General features: G+C 62.4%; 19 protein-coding genes. 14 read left to right on the top strand and 5 right to left on the bottom strand.

Going from position 1 to position 20,656, the window contains the following annotated elements:
• Positions 1-37: 37 nt before the first annotated feature.
• From ACIP1G_RS27795 to phhA, 4 genes are all read right to left on the bottom strand, one after another.
• A complete protein-coding gene (locus ACIP1G_RS27795) occupies positions 38-1,237 on the bottom strand; it encodes an MFS transporter (RefSeq protein ID WP_400742862.1) in 1,200 nt (399 codons plus the stop codon).
• A gap of 91 nt (positions 1,238-1,328) precedes the next feature.
• A complete protein-coding gene (locus ACIP1G_RS27790) occupies positions 1,329-1,457 on the bottom strand; it encodes a hypothetical protein (protein WP_346644723.1) in 129 nt (42 codons plus the stop codon).
• Positions 1,458-1,747: 290 nt separating this feature from the next.
• Positions 1,748-2,104 carry a 4a-hydroxytetrahydrobiopterin dehydratase gene (locus ACIP1G_RS27785; RefSeq protein WP_400742860.1) on the bottom strand — a complete coding sequence of 119 codons (357 nt, stop codon included), beginning with the start codon at positions 2,102-2,104 and terminating at the stop codon, positions 1,748-1,750.
• 39 nt (positions 2,105-2,143) lie between these two features.
• Complete coding sequence (gene phhA, locus ACIP1G_RS27780; RefSeq protein WP_400742857.1) at positions 2,144-2,932, bottom strand: phenylalanine 4-monooxygenase; 789 nt, start codon at positions 2,930-2,932, stop codon at positions 2,144-2,146.
• Between the two features lie 256 nt (positions 2,933-3,188).
• Here phhA and ACIP1G_RS27775 point away from each other — a divergent pair, with 256 nt between their 5' ends.
• Positions 3,189-4,748: a sigma-54-dependent transcriptional regulator gene (locus ACIP1G_RS27775; protein ID WP_400742854.1), complete on the top strand. Its 1,560-nt coding sequence runs from the start codon at positions 3,189-3,191 to the stop codon at positions 4,746-4,748.
• 155 nt (positions 4,749-4,903) lie between these two features.
• Here the strand turns inward: ACIP1G_RS27775 and ACIP1G_RS27770 are convergent, their stop codons facing one another.
• The gene (locus ACIP1G_RS27770) at positions 4,904-5,158 is read right to left on the bottom strand and encodes a DUF2790 domain-containing protein (RefSeq protein WP_003254526.1); all 255 of its coding nucleotides are present in this window, start codon (positions 5,156-5,158) and stop codon (positions 4,904-4,906) included.
• A 399-nt stretch (positions 5,159-5,557) separates the two neighbouring features.
• Between ACIP1G_RS27770 and acs the strand changes: the two genes are divergently transcribed.
• The 13 genes from acs to astE all read left to right on the top strand — a co-directional run bounded on the left by acs (position 5,558) and on the right by astE (position 20,517).
• Positions 5,558-7,519 carry an acetate--CoA ligase gene (acs, locus tag ACIP1G_RS27765; protein ID WP_400742851.1) on the top strand — a complete coding sequence of 654 codons (1,962 nt, stop codon included), beginning with the start codon at positions 5,558-5,560 and terminating at the stop codon, positions 7,517-7,519.
• A 640-nt stretch (positions 7,520-8,159) separates the two neighbouring features.
• Positions 8,160-8,945 carry an ABC transporter substrate-binding protein gene (locus ACIP1G_RS27760; protein WP_264360308.1) on the top strand — a complete coding sequence of 262 codons (786 nt, stop codon included), beginning with the start codon at positions 8,160-8,162 and terminating at the stop codon, positions 8,943-8,945.
• 88 nt (positions 8,946-9,033) lie between these two features.
• Positions 9,034-9,723: an ABC transporter permease gene (locus ACIP1G_RS27755; RefSeq protein ID WP_400742847.1), complete on the top strand. Its 690-nt coding sequence runs from the start codon at positions 9,034-9,036 to the stop codon at positions 9,721-9,723.
• Complete coding sequence (locus tag ACIP1G_RS27750; protein WP_400742844.1) at positions 9,720-10,418, top strand: ABC transporter permease; 699 nt, start codon at positions 9,720-9,722, stop codon at positions 10,416-10,418. The genes ACIP1G_RS27755 and ACIP1G_RS27750 overlap by 4 nt, the downstream gene beginning before the upstream one ends.
• 22 nt (positions 10,419-10,440) lie before the next feature.
• Positions 10,441-11,205: an ABC transporter ATP-binding protein gene (locus tag ACIP1G_RS27745; protein WP_016711851.1), complete on the top strand. Its 765-nt coding sequence runs from the start codon at positions 10,441-10,443 to the stop codon at positions 11,203-11,205.
• A gap of 98 nt (positions 11,206-11,303) precedes the next feature.
• Positions 11,304-12,284 carry a transcriptional regulator ArgR gene (gene argR / locus ACIP1G_RS27740; protein WP_400742842.1) on the top strand — a complete coding sequence of 327 codons (981 nt, stop codon included), beginning with the start codon at positions 11,304-11,306 and terminating at the stop codon, positions 12,282-12,284.
• A 590-nt stretch (positions 12,285-12,874) separates the two neighbouring features.
• On the top strand, positions 12,875-14,095 hold the full coding sequence (locus ACIP1G_RS27735) for an aspartate aminotransferase family protein (RefSeq protein WP_400742839.1): 1,221 nt from the start codon (positions 12,875-12,877) through the stop codon (positions 14,093-14,095).
• 135 nt (positions 14,096-14,230) lie between these two features.
• Entirely contained in the window at positions 14,231-15,250 is a 1,020-nt protein-coding gene (gene aruF / locus ACIP1G_RS27730; protein ID WP_400742836.1) for an arginine/ornithine succinyltransferase subunit alpha, read from the top strand.
• Between the two features lie 78 nt (positions 15,251-15,328).
• Entirely contained in the window at positions 15,329-16,357 is a 1,029-nt protein-coding gene (astA, locus tag ACIP1G_RS27725) for an arginine N-succinyltransferase (RefSeq protein ID WP_346646128.1), read from the top strand.
• Entirely contained in the window at positions 16,358-17,821 is a 1,464-nt protein-coding gene (gene astD, locus ACIP1G_RS27720) for a succinylglutamate-semialdehyde dehydrogenase (RefSeq protein WP_400742833.1), read from the top strand.
• Between the two features lie 23 nt (positions 17,822-17,844).
• Entirely contained in the window at positions 17,845-19,194 is a 1,350-nt protein-coding gene (gene astB, locus ACIP1G_RS27715; RefSeq protein WP_400742830.1) for an N-succinylarginine dihydrolase, read from the top strand.
• Positions 19,195-19,208: 14 nt separating this feature from the next.
• On the top strand, positions 19,209-19,499 hold the full coding sequence (locus tag ACIP1G_RS27710; protein ID WP_400742827.1) for a topoisomerase II: 291 nt from the start codon (positions 19,209-19,211) through the stop codon (positions 19,497-19,499).
• Between the two features lie 10 nt (positions 19,500-19,509).
• Positions 19,510-20,517, top strand: coding sequence for a succinylglutamate desuccinylase (gene astE / locus ACIP1G_RS27705; protein WP_400742826.1), 1,008 nt, complete (start codon positions 19,510-19,512; stop codon positions 20,515-20,517).
• Positions 20,518-20,656: the final 139 nt, after the last annotated feature.

Below are 20,656 nucleotides of genomic sequence, written 5' to 3'. Positions count from 1 at the left end.
TTTACCCGCGAATGGGCCCGCCCGGGCAATACAGCTTTCAGCCTTCTGCTGTGCGATCTCTATCCCGACGCGCCTGCCGATACAAATACAGGCTCAGCACCAACCCGCAAGCCGCCGCAGCCGCCGCAAACAGAAACATCGAAGCAAACCCGAACCCCGCCGCCACCGCGCCCACCAGTGGCCCGGTCACCCCCAGCGACAAGTCGATGAACAGCGAATACGCCCCCACCGCCGCCCCGCGGTTGGCCGCCGACACCTGGTTCACCGCCTCAACGCCCAGCGCCGGGAACACCAGCGAGAAACCAAACCCACTCAGCGCTGCACCCGCCAATGCCAGCTCGGCGCTGGGTGCCAGCCACAGCATCAACAGCCCCAGTGTTTCCACCGACAGGCACGCGATGGCCACCCGGAACCCGCCAATCCGGTTGATCAGGTTGCCGAACAGCAGCCGCGCGCTGATGAAGCTGGCACCAAACAGGCTCAGGGTCAGCGCCGCATTGGCCCAGCCCCGGCTGGCGTAGTACAGAGTGATGAAGGTGGCGATGGTGCCAAAGCCGATCGAGCCCAGGGCCAGCCCCGAACCATGCGGGAACACCTTGCCCAGCACCTGCATGAACGGCAGGCGCTTGCCACTGACGATCGGCGCGGCGCGTTTCGGCCAGGCCAGCAGCAGGCCGAGCGCACACAACAGGATGATGCTCACACCCATGCTCCACAGCCCCAGGCCTTTGACCATCAGTACCCCCAGCGGGGCGCCGATGGCCAGCGCGCCATAGCTGGCGATGCCGTTCCATGAGATGACCTTGGCGGTGTGTTCGGCGCCCACTCGGCCAATGCCCCAGCCGATGGAGCCGGAACCCACCAGGCTCTCGGCGCTGCCCAGCACCAAGCGGCCGACCAGCAGGCAGGCCAGGCTCAGCCAGGGCAGGTGGGTGAGGAAGGCGCAGGCGAGCATGAATACCCCGCTCAGGCCGCAGCCGAACAGGCCATACATGACTGCTTTTTTGCTGCCGTGGTTGTCGATGATGCGGCTGGCGGTAGGGCGGCTGAGCAGGGTGGCAAGGTATTGCACGCTGATCACCAGGCCGGCGACCACGGCGCTGAAACCCAGGTCGTTGTGCACATAGCCAGGCAGAACGGCCAGCGGGATGCCGATGTTCAGGTAGCCGATGAAGGTGAAGAGGACGATGGAGACGACTTGCAGGGTGACCGCAAGGGGGCGGGGTGAATCGGGCATGGGGGCCTACGTGGGGTCAGGACGGTGTGAAAACGTGATGACGGGGGTGGTCCGCAGGTCAGCCGTTTTCACACAGTCGGGGGATGCGCAGTTATTCCTGGTCAGCGCTGGATTGATCGTCACCATCCTGCTCGAAGGCAGGCGCCGGTTCGGCGTGAACGGTCACGGTTGGCTCTTCTGGGTTCAGGCTTGGGAAGGGAAGATTCGGGATCTCATGCATCTCGTCGTTCCTCGCAAGTGTGAGTGAAAAGTCTGCGCCAGGCGCGGTTGGAGCTTCGCAAAGCAGGGGGCAGGATACACAAGTCTGGATGACAGTTTGGATTTTTTACCGTTCGCTTGTCGGTTTTACGGGCGAACAGCGGACATTTTTCCCATGAAAAAGGGCCGCTTCGCGCCCCATTCGCGGGACAAGCCCGCTCCCACAGGTATCGCGCACAAGCCTGTGCAGGCGCGGTCTGTGGGAGCGGGCTTGTCCCGCGAATGGGGCGCGAAGCGGCCCTTTCTTATTACTTACTTACGGCCTTCAGCCGTCTCCGCAACCTCGTCAGTACGCGCGCACATGATGAAGTCATTGCGGTGCAGCCCCTTGATCGAGTGGCTCCACCAGGTCACGGTGACCTTGCCCCACTCGGTCAGCAGCCCCGGGTGGTGGCCTTCGGCCTCGGCGATTTCGCCCACGGCATTGGTGAACGCCAGGGCGTGCTTGAAGTTCTTGAACAGGAACACGCGCTCCAGCTCCATGTGGCCGTCACGTACTTCGATGTTCCAGTCCGGGATTTCGCGAATCAGCTCGGCCAGCTCTTCGTCGGTGACTTTCGGTGCGTCGGCACGGCAGGCTTCGCAATGGGCTTGGTTCAAGGCGTTCATGTGATGTTTTCCGGTTCGAGTTGTTATCGGCAAGGGTGCTCAGGCAGCGACCTTGGGTGGAAACTTCGGTGCGTGCAGGCCCAGCTGCATGGCTTTGTGCACCATGCCCATGATGTCTTCGTGGGCCAGGTCGAACAGGCGCTTCATGTTCGGCAGCACGAAATACACTGGCTGCAGGATGTCGATGCGGTACGGCGTGCGCATGGCTTCGATTGGGTCGAAGGCCTGGTGCTCAGGCTCGCCAGACAAACTGTAGACGGTCTCTTTCGGCGACGAGAGGATGCCGCCGCCATAGATTTTGCGGCCCTGCGCGGTTTCCATCAGGCCGAACTCGATGGTCATCCAGTACAGGCGCGCCAGGTACACGCGTTGTTCCTTGGTCGCAGCCAGGCCAAGTTTGCCGTAGGTGTGGGTGAATTCGGCGAACCAAGGGTTGGTCAGCAGCGGGCAATGGCCGAAGATCTCATGGAAGATATCGGGCTCTTGCAGGTAGTCCAGCTCTTCCGGGGTGCGGATGAAGGTGGCCACCGGAAAGCGCTTGCTGGCCAGCAGTTCGAAGAAGGTCTGGAAAGGGATCAGTGCCGGTACCCGGGCAACTTGCCAGCCGGTGGTGGCGCCCAGCACCTTGTTCACTTCGCCCAGTTGCGGAATGCGGTCATGTGGCAACTTGAGCTGGTCGATGCCGTCCAGGTATTCCTGGCACGCACGGCCTTCGATCACTTTCAGCTGGCGGGTGATCAGGGTGTTCCATACCGCATGCTCTTGCTGCGGGTAATCGATAAAACCATGCGCATCGGGCTCGCGTGCCACGTATTGCGTCTGTTTCATGTGGCTCTCCTGGTGAGGGCTTTTCTTGTTATGTGCAGGACATACCTAAGGAATATCCCTTCGCTCGCTGTTTTGCACGGGGGAAGGCTGCTGCCGAGGAGGGCGGTTTAGCCTGTTTTCGTAACGATAATTTTACAAAACGGTACGGGTGTCGGAAAATCCGAGGCATCTGGCTGATGCCTGCGTTGTTTTTGTCAGCTTATCTTTACGACTTTTCCGCGCGGTGTTGAAAAACATTGGCGCTTCGAGAGCCCTCATGCGTATCAAAGTGCATTGCCAAAACCGCATTGGCATCCTGCGCGACATCCTCAACCTGCTGGTGGAGTACGGCATCAACGTACTGCGCGGTGAGGTGGGCGGTGACCATGGCAACGCCATCTACCTGCATTGCCCGAACCTGATCAATTTGCAGTTCCAGGCGCTACGGCCAAAGTTCGAGGCAATTGCCGGGGTGTTCGGCGTCAAGCGCGTGGGGTTGATGCCCAGCGAGCGCCGGCACATGGAGCTGAATGCATTGCTGGGGGCGCTGGACTTCCCGGTGCTGTCGATCGACATGGGTGGCAGCATCGTCGCCGCCAACCGTACCGCGGCGCAGTTGCTGGGGGTGCGGGTGGATGAGGTGCCGGGCATGCCGCTGGCGCGCTATGTGGAGGACTTCGACCTGCCGGAGCTGGTGCGTGCCAACAAGTCGCGCATCAATGGCCTGCGTATCAAGGTAAAGGGGGATGTGTTCCTGGCCGATATCGCGCCGCTTCAGTCCGAGCATGATGACAGCGAGGCGCTGGCCGGCGCGGTACTCACCCTGCACCGCGCCGACCGTATTGGCGAGCGTATCTACAACGTGCGCAAGCAGGAGTTGCGCGGTTTCGACAGCATCTTCCAGAGCTCGCGGGTAATGGCCGCGGTGGTGCGTGAAGCGCGGCGCATGGCGCCGCTGGATGCGCCGTTGCTGATCGAGGGCGAGACCGGCACTGGCAAGGAATTGCTGGCGCGTGCCTGCCACCTGGCCAGCCCGCGCGGCCAGTCGCCGCTGATGGCGCTGAACTGCGCCGGGTTGCCCGAGTCGATGGCCGAAACCGAACTGTTTGGTTACGGTCCAGGGGCATTCGAAGGGGCGCGTGCCGAGGGCAAGCTGGGGCTGCTGGAGCTGACCGCCGGTGGCACGCTGTTCCTCGACGGCGTAGGGGAGATGAGCCCGCGCCTGCAGGTGAAGCTGCTGCGTTTTCTGCAGGACGGTTGCTTCCGCCGTGTAGGCAGCGATGAAGAGGTGTACCTGGACGTGCGGGTGATTTGCGCAACCCAGGTGGATTTGTCCGAGCTGTGTGCCCGTGGCGAGTTCCGCCAGGACCTGTATCACCGCCTCAACGTGTTGTCCCTGCACATACCGCCCTTGCGCGAATGCATGGATGGCCTGGAAGGGCTGGTGCAGCACTTCCTCGACCAGGCCAGCCGACAGATCGGCTGTGCCATGCCGCGCCTGGCGCCGGCGGCGATGGACAAACTCAGCCAATATCATTGGCCGGGCAATGTAAGGCAGTTGGAAAACGTATTGTTCCAGGCGGTTTCGTTATGCGAAGGCGGCGTAGTTAAAAGCGAACATATTCGTTTGCCGGATTATGGCGTGCGCCAGCCGTTGGGTGAGTTTTCGCTGGATGGTGATCTTTCGCAGATTGTCGGACGCTTTGAAAAAGCGGTGCTGGAAAGTTTGATGGGGGAGTTTTCCAGTAGCCGGGCGCTCGGGAAAAGATTGGGTGTTTCGCATACCACGATTGCCAACAAGTTGAAGGACTATTCGTTGGGCAAGTCGGCAGATTAAGAAGTTTTGAGTTAATAGCCTGTTAATTCAGTGGTGACTTCTTCGCGGGTAAACCCGCTCCTACATTTGCCGCGCCGCTCGTGAAACTGGCGCAGTACCTGTAGGAGCGGGTTTACCCGCGAATGGGGCCCGCAGGGCCCCCAATTCACAAGGTATCAGCCGTTAGAGCAGCCGTTCCCCATCACGCGGTATTCGAGAATGTGCTTCTGTCCTTGGGAGTCCTCGTAGGTCATGCGGGCTGGCACGACTTCGCACACATTGGGCACTTCGCTCATGGAAATGACGCGGGCAATGTCCAGGTGCTGCGAGTAACTGTACTGTTCAACCGGAATCTGCTCGGCATCTTTGGCTTCGCCGGCCATCGCCGCGCCGCAAAGACTGCCAAGTACCAATACCAGTAAAGCTTTCATTTTCTATTTACCTGTCTAAGGTCGTGAGGGGGCACGCGGCGCTTATGGCGCCGCGAGTACAGCTAGTTTTAACTATCGGGATTAGATGGAGATTAACGCTTGCCTTCGTGGGGGCTGTTACCAGTTGTTAATCGCCTTGCCGTTGCTGGCGAGGTGAATTTTATGGCTGGGGCCACGGCCGAAACAGGGGGTGTTTTGATAAAGTGTTTTGACAGAATCTGTAACAATCCTGTGGTAGTCACCGGCGTTTTCCCCAGCGCAAGGGCTGTAATGCGCGCGCCAGAGCGCTTTGCCGGAACGGGCGTGCCAAATTACTACCAACGTCGAATGGCTTTTATCGCTCTGGTACAGTTACAAACGGTTCCATACAAAAACAACTATTACACCGAGGTAACACAGATGAGTGCGGCTCCACTGTATCCCGTTCGTCCTGAGGTTGCGGCTACTACCCTGACCGACGAGGCCACCTACAAGGCCATGTACCAGCAATCGGTGATCAACCCGGACGGCTTCTGGCGCGAGCAGGCCCAGCGTATCGACTGGATCAAGCCGTTTACCAAGGTCAAGCAGACCTCCTTCGACGACCATCACGTCGATATCAAATGGTTCGCCGACGGCACTCTGAACGTTTCCTCCAACTGCCTGGACCGCCACCTTGAAGAGCGCGGTGACCAGCTGGCCATCATCTGGGAAGGCGACGACCCTTCCGAACACCGCAACATCACCTACCGCGAGCTGCACGAGCAGGTCTGCAAGTTCGCCAACGCCCTGCGTGGCCAGGACGTGCACCGTGGTGACGTGGTCACCATCTACATGCCGATGATCCCCGAAGCCGTGGTCGCCATGCTGGCCTGTGCCCGCATCGGTGCTATCCACTCGGTGGTGTTCGGCGGCTTCTCGCCCGAGGCGCTGGCTGGCCGCATCATCGACTGCAAGTCCAAGGTGGTGATCACCGCCGACGAAGGCGTGCGCGGCGGCCGCCGTACTCCGCTGAAAGCCAACGTCGACCTGGCGCTGACCAACCCGGAAACCAACAGCGTGCAGAAGATCATCGTGTGCAAGCGCACCGGTGGCGATATTGCCTGGCACCAGCACCGCGACATCTGGTACGAAGACCTGATGAAAGTGGCCTCCAGCCACTGCGCACCGAAAGAGATGGGTGCCGAAGAGGCGCTGTTCATCCTCTATACCTCTGGCTCCACCGGCAAGCCGAAGGGTGTGCTGCACACCACCGGCGGTTACCTGGTGTATGCCGCGCTGACCCATGAGCGCGTGTTCGACTACCGCCCGGGCGAGGTGTACTGGTGCACCGCCGACGTGGGTTGGGTCACCGGCCACAGCTACATCGTCTACGGCCCGTTGGCCAACGGCGCCACCACCCTGCTGTTCGAGGGCGTGCCGAACTACCCGGACATCACCCGCGTGTCGAAGATCGTCGACAAGCACAAGGTCAACATCCTCTACACCGCACCTACCGCCATCCGCGCGATGATGGCCGAAGGGCAGGCTGCTGTTGAGGGCGCCGACGGCTCCAGCCTGCGCCTGTTGGGCTCGGTAGGCGAGCCGATCAACCCCGAAGCCTGGAACTGGTACTACAAGACCGTGGGCAAGGAGCGTTGCCCGATCGTCGACACCTGGTGGCAGACCGAGACCGGCGGCATCCTGATCAGCCCGCTGCCAGGCGCTACCGGCCTGAAGCCGGGCTCGGCAACCCGTCCGTTCTTCGGCGTGGTGCCGGCGCTGGTGGACAACCTGGGCAACCTGATCGACGGCGCCGCCGAAGGCAACCTGGTAATCCTCGACTCCTGGCCGGGCCAGTCGCGTTCGCTGTACGGCGACCACGACCGCTTCGTCGACACCTACTTCAAGACCTTCCGTGGCATGTACTTCACTGGCGACGGCGCGCGCCGCGACGAGGATGGCTACTACTGGATCACTGGCCGCGTGGATGACGTGCTCAACGTGTCCGGCCACCGCATGGGTACCGCCGAGATCGAAAGCGCCATGGTGGCACATTCGAAAGTTGCCGAAGCTGCGGTGGTGGGCGTGCCGCACGACATCAAGGGCCAGGGCATCTACGTGTATGTCACCCTCAATGCCGGCGTCGAGGCAAACGAGCAATTGCGCCTGGAACTGAAAAACTGGGTGCGCAAGGAAATCGGCCCGATCGCTTCGCCGGATGTGATCCAGTGGGCGCCGGGGCTGCCGAAGACCCGCTCGGGCAAGATCATGCGCCGTATCCTGCGCAAGATTGCCACTGGTGAGTACGATGCGCTGGGCGATATCTCGACCCTGGCCGACCCGGGTGTGGTGCAGCACCTGATCGATACCCACAAGGCGATGAGCCTGGCTTCGGCCTGATAGCGGGGCTGGCGCACGCTGGGGCCTTGTGTGATCCCTGTGGGAGCGGCTTTAGCCGCGAAGGAGCCAGCGCGGTGGATGGCACCGGCGTTGCCGGTGTTCGCGGCTGAAGCCGCTCCTACAGGGTAAAGCGTCGGCCGCAGGCCTGGGTTTTACCTGTGAGATGAGCCAACAAGAACCCCGTCCGGGCAGCCGGCGGGGTTTTTTGCTTTACTGTTACCCGACAATCATCGGTAACTGTTCTGTCACCGCCCATGCACAAGATCGGGGCACCAGGAAACAAATCCGTCCCGTTTCGGTGCATCTACATCGCAATTTTGTGCAACACAACACGCTACACTTGCCGTAGTACAAGGCTTTGCCAATAATAGGCCCAGGAATTGCTAGGTCTATAGGTTCTATTTCTTGCGCTTTTGCATATTTTGCAATGGCTGTCAACATTGCCCGCAGCGGTTTCAAGCGCTTCTGTAAGTAGTTGTCGCTTTGAAGAAATATCGACTACCGGGCTGTCGTTAAAATGCCACTCACTCGCTCGTGGTATGCGGCCTTGGTCGAACCCTGCGCGGCTCGCGTTGTACTTATTCGCATATCGGGCAGCCGTTTCCTGCCTTGTATTGCCCCGTACCGATGGAGTTACCTGATGAAGAAGCTCGCACTGCTTGGCGCCCTGGCGCTGTCCGTGTTTTCCCTGGTATCGCAGGCCGATGAAAAACCGCTGAAAATCGGCATCGAAGCCGCCTACCCACCCTTCGCCTTCAAGCAACCCGACGGCAGCATCGCCGGCTTCGACTACGACATCGGCAACGCCCTGTGCGAAGAGATGAAAGCCAAGTGCACCTGGGTCGAGCAGGAATTCGACGGCCTGATCCCTGCGCTGAAAGTGCGCAAGATCGACGCCATCCTGTCGTCCATGTCGATCACCGAAGACCGCAAGAAGTCGGTCGACTTCACCAAGCGCTACTACCTGACCCCGGCGCGCCTTGTGATGAAGGACGGCACCACCGTCAGCGACAGCCTGGATGAACTGAAAGGCAAGAAGATCGGCGTGCAGCGCGGCTCGATCCACGACCGCTTCGCCAAGGAAGTACTGGGCGCCAAAGGTGCCACCGTGGTTCCTTACGGCACCCAGAACGAAATCTACCTGGACGTGGCAGCCGGTCGCCTCGATGGCACCGTGGCCGACGCCACCCTGCTGGAAGACGGCTTCCTCAAGACCGACGCCGGCAAGGGCTTCGCCTTCGTAGGCCCGGCCTTCACCGACGCCAAGTACTTCGGTGACGGCATCGGCATCGCCGTGCGCAAGGGTGACAAGGCCAACGTCGACCGCATCAACGCGGCCATCGACGCCATCCGTGCCAACGGCAAGTACAAAGAAATCGAGAAGAAGTACTTCAACTTCGACATCTACGGTCCAGACTCGAACTAAGACGTCGGGTTTTACCTGTGCAATGGTGCAAACAGCAGAGGCTCTGAGGTTTGCACCATTTTTCATTCTCTAGGTCGAGGACCTCATCATGTTGAAAGGCTACGGGGCAGTCATCCTCGACGGGGCGTGGCTGACGCTGCAGCTCGCCCTGTCGTCGATGGCCCTGGCCATTGTGCTCGGCCTGATCGGTGTGGCGCTGCGCTTGTCGCCGGTGCGCTGGCTGGCCTGGTTGGGCGATCTGTATTCCACGGTGATCCGTGGTATCCCGGACTTGGTCCTGATCCTGCTGATCTTCTACGGCGGGCAAGACATCATCAACCGGGTGGCGCCGCTGCTCGGCTACGAAGACTACATCGACCTGAACCCGCTGATTGCGGGTATCGGTACGCTGGGCTTCATCTTTGGCGCGTACCTGTCGGAAACCTTCCGTGGCGCCTTCCTGGGCATTCCCAAGGGCCAGGGCGAGGCGGGCGTGGCATATGGCATGAGCCCACGCCAGGTGTTCTTCCGCATCCAGGTGCCGCAAATGATTCGCCTCGCGATCCCGGGCTTCACCAACAACTGGCTGGTGCTGACCAAGGCCACCGCGCTGATTTCCGTGGTCGGCCTGCAGGACATGATGTTCAAGGCCAAGCAGGCGGCCGATGCCACCCGCGAGCCGTTCACCTTCTTCCTGGCGGTGGCAGCCCTGTACCTGGTGCTGACCAGCGTCTCGCTGCTGGCCCTGAAGTATCTCGAGCGCCGCTACTCGGTAGGCGTCAAGGTGGCTGAACTATGATCTTCGACTACAACGTCGTCTGGGAGGCGTTGCCGATGTACTTCGGCGGCCTGCTGACCACCCTCAAGCTGCTGGCGATTTCACTGTTCTTCGGCTTGCTGGGGGCCATTCCGCTGGGGTTGATGCGGGTGTCCAAACAGCCTGCGGTCAACCTGGCGGCATGGCTCTACACCTACGTGATCCGTGGCACGCCGATGCTGGTGCAGCTGTTCCTGATCTACTACGGCCTGGCGCAGTTCGAGGCAGTGCGTGAAAGCGTGTTCTGGCCGCTGCTGTCCAGCGCTACCTTCTGCGCTTGCCTGGCGTTCGGCATCAACACCAGCGCCTATACCGCCGAAATCATCGCCGGCAGCCTCAAGGCCACGCCGCATGGCGAGATCGAGGCAGCCAAGGCCATGGGCATGTCGCGCATGAAGATGTACCGCCGCATCCTGCTGCCGTCGGCCCTGCGCCGGGCGCTGCCGCAGTACAGCAACGAAGTGATCATGATGCTGCAGACCACCAGTCTGGCGTCGATCGTTACCCTGATCGACATTACCGGTGCCGCGCGCACGGTCAATGCCCAGTACTACCTGCCTTTCGAGGCCTATATCACGGCGGGCGTGTTCTACCTGTGCCTGACCTTCATCCTGGTGCGCCTGTTCAAGTTGGCCGAACGCCGCTGGCTCGGCTACCTGGCGCCGCGCAAGCACTGACCGCTTTGTGAGAATCGACAGCATGTACAAACTCGAAGTCCAAGACCTGCACAAGCGTTACGGCAGCCATGAAGTGCTCAAGGGCGTTTCCCTGGCGGCCAAGGCCGGCGACGTTATCAGCATCATCGGCTCCAGCGGTTCGGGCAAGTCGACCTTCCTGCGCTGCATCAACCTGCTGGAGCAGCCGCACGCCGGCAAGATCCTGCTCAACAACGAAGAGCTGAAGCTGGTCGCCGGCAAGGACGGTGCGCTGAAGGCCGCCGACCCGCGCCAGCTGCAGCGCATGCGCTCGCGCCTGTCGATGGTGTTCCAGCACTTCAACCTGTGGTCGCACATGACCGCGCTGGAAAACATCATCGAGGCGCCAGTGCACGTGCTGGGCGTGAACAAGAAAGAAGCCCTGGAAAAAGCCGAGCACTACCTGGCCAAGGTTGGTGTCGCCCACCGCAAGGATGCCTTCCCTGGGCATATGTCGGGTGGTGAGCAACAGCGTGTGGCAATTGCCCGTGCGCTGGCCATGGAGCCGGAGGTCATGCTGTTCGACGAGCCGACCTCGGCACTGGACCCGGAGCTGGTGGGTGATGTGCTGAAGGTGATGCAGGCGCTGGCCCAGGAAGGCCGGACCATGGTGGTGGTGACCCACGAAATGGGCTTTGCCCGCGAGGTGTCCAACCAGCTGGTGTTCCTGCATAAAGGCCTGGTAGAAGAAACCGGCTGCCCGCGTGAAGTGCTGGCCAACCCGCAGTCGGAGCGCCTGAAGCAGTTCCTCTCCGGCAGCCTGAAGTAAAAGCTGCTTTTTTGCACCAGAATAGGGCATGCTGCGCGGCGAGCGCAGCCTGACCCGGCGCACAGACTCGAACGACCTCAGGTTTCGGACCGTACCTTATGACCACCCAGCGAATCGGTTTTCTCATCTGGCCCAGCACCAGGCCCTTGACCCTGGCGCTGGCCGAGGAAGTGTTGCAGGTGGCGCAGCGGGTGCACCCGGACGTGGTCTATGAGCTGGCCTTCCTGCAGGCGGAACCGGCGCAAGAGGGTGGCTGGCGCCTGCCGGGCGAGCCGTGGACGGGCCGCCTGGACGGTTGCCACAAGCTGTTTCTGCTGGCCGACGAGCCGCCTGCTGGGGTGGGGGCTGCCTTGTCGGCGGCCCTCAAGCAGCTGGCGCGCAGTGGCTGCATGATCGGCGGTTTGTCTGCCGGGGTTTATCCACTGGCGATGCTGGGCCTGCTCGACGGTTACCGCGCTGCGGTGCACTGGCGCTGGCAGGACGATTTTGCCGAGCGCTTCCCCAAGGTCATTGCCACCAGCCACCTGTTCGACTGGGATCGTGACCGCCTGACCGCCTGTGGCGGCATGGCGGTGACCGACCTGCTGCTGGCGGTGCTGGCGCGTGATCATGGCGCGGAGCTGGCCGGGGCGGTGTCGGAAGAGTTGGTGGTCGAACGCATCCGCGAGGGTGGCGAGCGCCAGCGTATTCCATTGCAGAACCGTCTGGGTTCCAGCCATCCCAAGCTGACCCAGGCAGTGTTGCTGATGGAAGCCAACATCGAAGAGCCGCTGACCACCGACGAAATTGCCCAGCATGTGTGCGTGTCGCGCCGGCAACTGGAGCGTATTTTCAAGCAGTACCTGAACCGCGTGCCGAGCCAGTATTACCTGGAGCTGCGGCTGAACAAGGCGCGGCAGATGTTGATGCAGACCAGCAAGTCGATCATTCAGATCGGGTTGTCGTGTGGTTTCTCGTCGGGGCCGCATTTTTCCAGTGCGTATCGCAACTTCTTTGGGGCTACGCCGCGGGAAGATCGTAATCAGCGGCGTAGTAGCAGCCCGTTCGAGTTGAGTTCGGCGCCTGCCGAAAAGGGTTGAGATTTTGGTTGGGTCCGGGGTGTATGCCTTGGGATTGATGGTGGGGCGGATATCGAGCGCCGCCCGCGCGGCGCTTCGCGGGTAAACCCGCTCCTACGTTTGTTTCGGGCCAGTCCCTCCTGTGCCTGGCGCGCGCGACCGCCTTGTTGGTACGACGCGATATCGAGACATGCGCCAAGGCGTTCGCGCGCAAATCCCCCAGGAATAATTGGCCCGAAACAAACGTAGGAGCGGGTTTACCCGCGAAGCGCCGCGCGGGCGGCGCTCGATTTGCGCCGCGCTACAAGAACAACGCCATGCACCCGCCACGGCGCAATACCAACGCCTTACACCCGCCACTGCATAAAAATATCGCCTTGTATCTTCTACTCCGTCATCTCCAGGTGAACACCCGTTCACCCAGCCCCCTCTCTCCCGTACACTGCGCGATTGCGACAGTGTTTGTCGCATTGCCGAAAACCTCATGAAAACTGGGTTTTGCGCTGTAACAAGTTGTCGCTTGGCCGCAAGGACAGGCGCGGATCAGTCCTTACAATCCCCCCATCGCTCGCCACTTCCAGGCCAGCGTTCCTCTTCAGGAGACTCATCAGATGTCCGTTGAGCAAGCCCCGGTGCAACGTGCCGATTTCGACCAGGTCATGGTCCCCAACTATTCTCCGGCGGCCTTCATTCCTGTGCGAGGCGAGGGTTCCCGCGTCTGGGACCAGTCGGGTCGCGAGCTGATCGACTTTGCCGGTGGCATCGCGGTCAACGCCCTGGGCCACTGCCACCCGGCACTGGTCAAGGCCCTGACCGAACAGGCCAACACCCTCTGGCACGTATCCAACGTGTTCACCAACGAGCCGGCGCTGCGCCTGGCCCACAAGCTGGTGGACGCCACCTTTGCCGACCGTGCGTTCTTCTGCAACTCCGGCGCCGAGTCCAACGAGGCCGCTTTCAAGCTGGCCCGTCGCGTTGCCCATGACCGCTTCGGCCCGGAAAAGCACGAAATCATCGCCACCGTGAACAGCTTCCACGGTCGCACCCTGTTCACCGTCAGCGTCGGTGGCCAGCCGAAGTACTCCGACGGCTTCGGCCCGAAGATCACCGGTATCAGCCATGTGCCTTACAACGACCTGGAAGCGTTGAAAGCACAGATTTCCGACAAGACCTGCGCCGTGGTGATCGAGCCGATCCAAGGCGAGAGCGGCGTGGTGCCGGCCGACAAGGCCTACCTGGAAGGCGCGCGCAAGCTGTGTGACGAGCACAACGCCCTGCTGATCTTCGACGAAGTGCAGACCGGCGTGGGCCGTACCGGCTCGCTGTATGCCTACCAGCACTACGGCGTTACCCCCGACATCCTGACCAGCGCCAAGAGCCTGGGCGGCGGCTTCCCGATCGGCGCCATGCTGACCACCGCCGAGCTGGCCAAGCACCTGGCCGTCGGCACCCACGGCACCACCTACGGCGGTAACCCGCTGGGCTGCGCCGTTGCCTGCGCCGTGCTGGATGTGGTCAACACCCCGGAAACCCTGGCCGGCATCAAGGCCAAGCACACACGCTTCAAAACCCGCCTGGAGCAGATCGGCCAGAAGTACAACCTGTTCAGCCAGGTGCGTGGCGTTGGCCTGCTGCTGGGCTGCGTGCTGACCGAAGCCTGGCAAGGCAAGGCCAAGGACGTGCTCAACGCAGCCGAGAAAGAAGGTGTGATGGTGCTGCAGGCCGGCCCGGACGTGGTCCGCTTCGCGCCAAGCCTGGTGGTTGAAGACGCCGACATCGACGCAGGCCTGGACCGCTTCGAGCGCGCCGTGGCCACCCTGACCCAAGGCTGATCTTCCTGCGGTCACTTCGCCGGCCCCGGGCACAGCTGTACCGGGCCGGCGATACCCGATTCCAGTGCAGGTGCCTGTGCACCTGCCGTTTTTCCGTGCCGCCGTGAGCGGCCCGTATTCCAAAGGAGTGACACCATGCTGGTGATGCGCCCCGCGCAAATGGCTGATCTGAACGAAGTGCAGCGCATGGCTGCAGACAGCCCCATTGGTGTCACCTCGCTGCCGGACGACACTGCTCGCCTGGGCGACAAGATCGCCGCTTCCGAGACTTCCTTCGCCGCCGAGGTCAGCTTCAACGGTGAAGAAAGCTACTTCTTCGTGCTCGAAGACAGCGAAACCGGCAAGCTTGCCGGTTGCTCCGCCATCGTCGCCTCGGCCGGCTACTCCGAGCCGTTCTACAGCTTTCGTAACGAGACCTTCGTGCACGCCTCGCGCGAGCTGAAGATCCACAACAAGATCCACGTGCTGTCGCTGTGTCATGACCTGACCGGCAACAGCCTGCTGACCAGCTTCTATGTGTTGCCGGAGCTGGTGAACAGTGGCTGGGCCGAGCTCAACTCGCGCGGCCGCCTGCTGTTCATGGCCGCGCACCCGGAGCGTTTCGCCGACTCGGTGGTGACCGAGATTGTCGGCTACAGCGACGAGCAGGGTGAATCGCCGTTCTGGGATGCCATTGGCCGCAATTTCTTCGACCTCAACTATGCCGACGCCGAGCGCCTGTGCGGGCTGAAGAGCCGTACCTTCCTCGCCGAACTGATGCCGCACTACCCAATCTACGTGCCGCTGCTGCCCGATGAAGCGCAGGAGGCCATGGGCCAGGTGCATCCGCGGGCGCAGATCACCTTCGACATCCTCATGCGCGAAGGCTTCGAGACCGAGCACTACATCGACATCTTCGACGGTGGCCCAACCCTGCATGCGCGCACCTCGGGCATCCGCTCGATCGCCCAGAGCCGGGTAGTGCCGGTGAAGATCGAGGAAGGCCCGGCCAAGGGTGGCCGCCCATACCTGGTGTGCAACGGCCAGCTGCAGGACTACCGCGCGGTGCTGCTGGACCTCGACTGGGTGCCTGGCAAGCCGGTAAGCCTGAGTGTGGCAGCGGCGGATGCGCTGGGCGTGGGTGAGGGTGCCAGCGTGCGCCTGGTCGCGGTCTGAGGTCTGGCAACAGACGTTTCGGGATTGATGCGTTAGCAGAGTTTCGCGCCGGCCGATGCCGCCGCACAAGGAGATAGCATGATCGTTCGTCCTGTACGCAGCAGCGATTTGCCTGCGTTGATCGAATTGGCACGCAGCACCGGCACCACCGGGCTAACCACGCTGCCGGCCAACGAAGAGCGCCTGGGGCATCGCGTTGGCTGGGCGGAAAAGAGCTTCCGTGGCGAGGCTGAGCGTGGCGACACCGACTACCTGTTCGTGCTGGAAAACGACGAAGGCATGGTGGTGGGCATCAGCGCCATCGCCGGGGCCGTCGGCCTGCGCGAGCCTTGGTACAACTACCGGGTCGGCCTGACCGTCAGCGCCTCGCAGGAGCTGAAGATCTACCGCGAAATCCCCACGCTGTTCCTGGCCAACGACCTGACCGGCAACTCCGAGCTGTGCTCGCTGTTCCTGCGCAGCGACTACCGCTCTGGCCTCAATGGCCGCCTGCTGTCGCGTGCACGCATGCTGTTCATCGCCGAATTCCCCGAGCTGTTTGGCAAGAAGATCATCGCCGAAATGCGCGGCATGTCCGACGAGCAGGGCCGCTCGCCGTTCTGGGAAAGCCTGGGCCGACACTTCTTCAAGATGGAGTTCAGCCAAGCCGACTACCTCACCGGCGTAGGCAACAAGTCGTTCATCGCCGAGCTGATGCCCAAGTTCCCGCTGTACACCTGCTTCCTGTCCGAGGCGGCGCGCAACGTGATCGGCCGTGTGCACAAGGACACCGAGCCGGCGCTGGCCATGCTCAAGCAGGAAGGCTTCAACTACCAGGGCTACGTCGACATCTTCGACGCAGGCCCCGCCATCGAGTGCGACACCGCCAAGATCCGCGCCGTGCGCGAGAGCCAGACCCTGGTGCTGGCGGTCGGCACGCCGGGCGATGACGCTACCCCTTACATCATCCATAACCGCAAGCGCGACGATTGCCGCATCACCGCCGCACCTGCGCGGCTGGCCGCCGGTACCCTGGTGGTCGACCCGCTGACCGCCAAGCGCCTGCGCATGGGCGCTGGCGACAACGTGCGCGCCGTGCCGCTGTCGGCAAGCCGGGAGGCCCAGTAAATGACCACGCATTACATCGCAGGCAATTGGCAGGCCGGCCAGGGTGAAGCCCTGCAGTCGCTCAACCCGGTGACGCAAGCCGTGGTCTGGCAAGGGCAGGGCGCTGATGCCGGCCAGGTAGACGCCGCCGTGCAGGCTGCGCGCCAGGCTTTCCCGGCCTGGGCGCAACTGAGCCTGGAAGCGCGTACCGATGTGCTGGAAAAGTTTGCTGCGCAGCTGAAAGCGCATGCCGAAGCCATGGCTCAGTGCATAGGCGAGGAAACCGGCAAGCCGCTGTGGGAATCGGCGACCGAAGTCACCAGCATGATCAACAAGGTGGCCATCTCGGTACAAAGCTACCGCGAGCGCACCGGCGAAAAGAGTGGCCCGCTCGCCGATGCCACGGCCGTGCTGCGGCACAAGCCCCATGGCGTGGTGGCGGTGTTCGGCCCCTACAACTTCCCCGGCCACCTGCCCAATGGCCACATTGTGCCAGCGCTGCTGGCAGGCAACTGCGTGGTGTTCAAGCCCAGTGAGCTGACACCCAAGGTGGCAGAGCTGACCGTGAACTGCTGGATCGCCGCCGGCCTGCCGGCTGGTGTGCTGAACCTGGTGCAGGGTGCGCGTGAAACCGGCGTGGCGCTGGCCGCCAACCCGGGTATCGATGGCCTGTTCTTCACCGGCTCCAGCCGTACCGGCAACCTGCTGCACCAACAATTCGCCGGCCGCCCGGACAAGATCCTGGCCCTGGAAATGGGTGGCAACAACCCGCTGGTGGTGGACGAGGTCAAGGACGTCGACGCAGCGGTGTACACCATTATCCAGTCGGCGTTCATTTCTGCCGGCCAGCGCTGCACCTGCGCCCGTCGTCTGCTGGTACCGCAAGGTGCCTGGGGTGATGCGCTGATCGCGCGCCTGGTCGAGGTGTGCAAAACCATCACCGTGGGTGCGTTCGATGAGCAGCCCGCGCCGTTCATGGGCTCGGTGATTTCCCTGCAGGCGGCACGGGCGCTGATTGCGGCCCAGGCCGAACTGGCCGCCAAAGGTGGCGTGAAACTGCTGGAAATGACCCAGCCGCAGGCCGATGCCGCGCTGCTGACCCCGGGCATTGTCGATGTCACCGCCGTGGTCGAGCGCCCGGACGAAGAGTTCTTCGGCCCGTTGCTGCAGGTGATCCGCTACGCCGACTTCGATGCAGCCATCGATGAAGCCAACAACACCCAATACGGCCTGGCTGCCGGCTTGTTGTCCGACTCGCGCGCCCGCTACCAGTACTTCTGGCTGCGCAGCCGCGCCGGCATCGTCAACTGGAACAAGCAACTGACCGGTGCTGCCAGCAGCGCGCCGTTCGGTGGCGTGGGGGCCAGTGGCAACCATCGCGCCAGTGCCTATTACGCGGCCGACTACTGCGCTTACCCCGTGGCTTCGCTGGAAACCGCCAGCCTTGCCTTGCCGGCGACCCTGACGCCGGGCGTCACCCTATAACAACAGGTCACGGAGCCTAGCCGATGAAATCCTATGAAGTGAATTTTGATGGCCTGGTGGGGCCTACCCACAACTACGGCGGCCTGTCGTACGGCAACGTGGCTTCGCAGAGCAATAGCCAGCAGGGCTCCAACCCGCGCGAAGCCGCGCGCCAGGGTCTGGCGAAAATGAAAGCGCTGGCCGACATGGGCTTCAAGCAGGGCGTGCTGGCGCCGCAGGAGCGCCCGGACGTGGCTGCGCTGCGCCGCCTGGGCTTCAGTGGCAGCGACGCCCAGGTAATCCAGCGTGCCGCCAAAGAAGCCATGCCGTTGCTGGTGGCCAGTTGCTCGGCGTCGAGCATGTGGGTGGCCAATGCCGCCACGGTCAGCCCCAGTGCCGACACCGCTGATGGCCGCGTGCACTTCACTGCCGCCAACCTGAACTGCAAGTACCACCGCAGCATCGAGCACCCGACCACCAGCCGCGTGCTGGGGGCCATGTTCAACAACGAGAAACACTTTGCCCACCACGCGGCGCTGCCGGCCGTGGCACAGTTCGGTGACGAGGGCGCGGCCAACCATACGCGCTTCTGCCGCGCCTATGGCGAGGCTGGCGTGGAGTTCTTCGTCTACGGCCGCAGTGCCTTCGACAGCCGTTACCCGGCGCCCCAGAAGTACCCGGCCCGGCAAACCCTGGAGGCCTCGCAGGCCGTGGCGCGGCTGCATGGGTTGAGCGATGGCGGCGTGGTCTACGCTCAACAGAACCCGGCGGTAATCGACCAGGGTGTGTTTCACAATGATGTGATTTCGGTGGGCAACGGCGAGGTGCTGTTCTACCACGAGGACGCTTTCCTCGACACCGACGCGGTACTTGGCCAGCTGCGAGCTAAACTGGCCAGCAAGGGTGGCAACTTCCAGGCCATCTGTGTGCCACGGGCGGCGGTGGCGGTGGAGGACGCAGTGCGTTCCTACCTGTTCAACAGCCAACTGCTCAGCCGTGACGACGGTTCCATGCTGCTGGTGGTGCCGGAAGAGTGCCGCAACAACGAGCGGGTCTGGGCCTACCTGAGCCAGCTGACCAGCCAGGGCGGCCCGGTGAAGGAGGTCAAGGTGTTCGACCTCAAGCAGAGCATGCAGAACGGCGGTGGCCCGGCTTGCCTGCGTTTGCGCGTGGCCCTGAAGGAAACGGAACTGGCAGCGGTCAACCAAGGCGTTATCATGACCGCCCCGCTGTACGACACCCTGCTGCAATGGGTCGACAAGCATTACCGCGATCGCCTCGTCGAGGCGGACCTGGCCGACCCGCAACTGCTGGTGGAATGCCGTACGGCACTGGATGAATTGACCCAGATCCTGAAGTTGGGCTCGGTGTACCCGTTCCAACGCCAACCTTGAAGAGAGACTTTGCAATGACCGACGCCCTGCGCCTTATCCTCGAAGATGAAGACGGCACTCAGCTGGAAACCTCCTGCACCCGCTTTGCCGTGGTCTGGCAAGGCAAGGAAGTGTGGATTCAACAGGATGGCCGCGGCCAGTTGCTGATCGGCGTGGACGTCGAGGAAGACGACGCTGAGTACGCCAACCTGCTGCTGCGCCCGATGGCCACCAACCTGGTCAGCCTGCAGCTGGAAATGGAGCCGGCGGAGCTCGGCGCAGACGACGATCACGTCCATGGCCCTGACTGCGGCCACAAACACTAAGGAAGTACCTATGCTCGCCCTTGGCAAATTGCTTGAGCTGACCCTCACCGATCACGAACCGGCCGAGAAGACCCAAGTGACACCCAAGGGCGCGCGTTTGCGCTGGCTGGGGGAGGGCGCGCTTGAAGTGCGCCCGCCTGAAAGCGAGGACTGTGGGCTGGACTTGCTGTTGTCCGCAGGTATCCACGGCAATGAAACGGCGCCGATCGAGCTGCTCGAACGGCTGCTGCACGGTGTGGCCAACGGCAAGATCAAGCCGAAGGCGCGGGTGCTGTTCCTGTTCGGCAACCCGGCGGCGATCCGCAAGGGCGAGCGCTTTATCGAACAAGACATCAACCGCCTGTTCAATGGCCGCCACGAGCTGTCCAGTGGTTTCGAGGCATTGCGTGCCGCCGAACTGGAGCAGTTCGCCCGGGTGTTCTTCAGCAAGCCGGGGCGCAACCGCCTGCATTACGACCTGCATACTGCCATTCGCGGTTCAAAGATCGAACAATTCGCCTTGTACCCCTATAAAGAGGGGCGCAAGCACTCCCGTCACGAGCTGGCACGCCTGGCGGCGGCAGGCATGGAGGCGGTGTTGCTGCAAAGCAAGTCGTCCATCACCTTCAGCGCCTTCACCTACGAACAGCTGGATGCCGAAGCCTTCACCCTGGAGTTGGGCAAGGCCCGCCCCTTCGGCCAGAACGAGCAGGTCAACCTCGACAAGCTGGAAGAGCGGCTGATCAGCATCATCGAAGCTACCGAGCCCGAGGGCGAAAGCTCATTGGATGGCTTGCAGCTGTTCAGCGTCTCCCGCGAGATCATCAAGCACAGCGACAGCTTCCACCTGCACCTGCCGGCGGACATCGAGAACTTCTCCGAGCTGAGCAAGGGCTACCTGCTGGCCGAGGACCTGGCCGAAATGCGCTGGGTGGTCGAGGAGGAGGGGGCGCGCATCATCTTCCCCAACCCCAAGGTCAGGAACGGCCTGCGCGCCGGCATCCTGATCGTGCCGGATTCGGGGCAGCGGTTAGGTTAGCCGCAGCAGGCAACGGTCTCCTGTAGGAGCGGCCTTGCGTCGCGATAGGGCCGCAAAGCGGCCCCGGCAATATTTGCGGCGAAGCTGAGGTTGTGGGGCCGCTGCGCGCCCCATCGCGACACAAGGCCGCTCCTACAGG

The organism is Pseudomonas sp. NPDC089392 (assembly GCF_044749595.1).
Classification (GTDB): domain Bacteria; phylum Pseudomonadota; class Gammaproteobacteria; order Pseudomonadales; family Pseudomonadaceae; genus Aquipseudomonas.
Note: the sequence above shows the minus strand (reverse complement) of the source record. Positions and strands in the feature narration are given on the sequence as shown.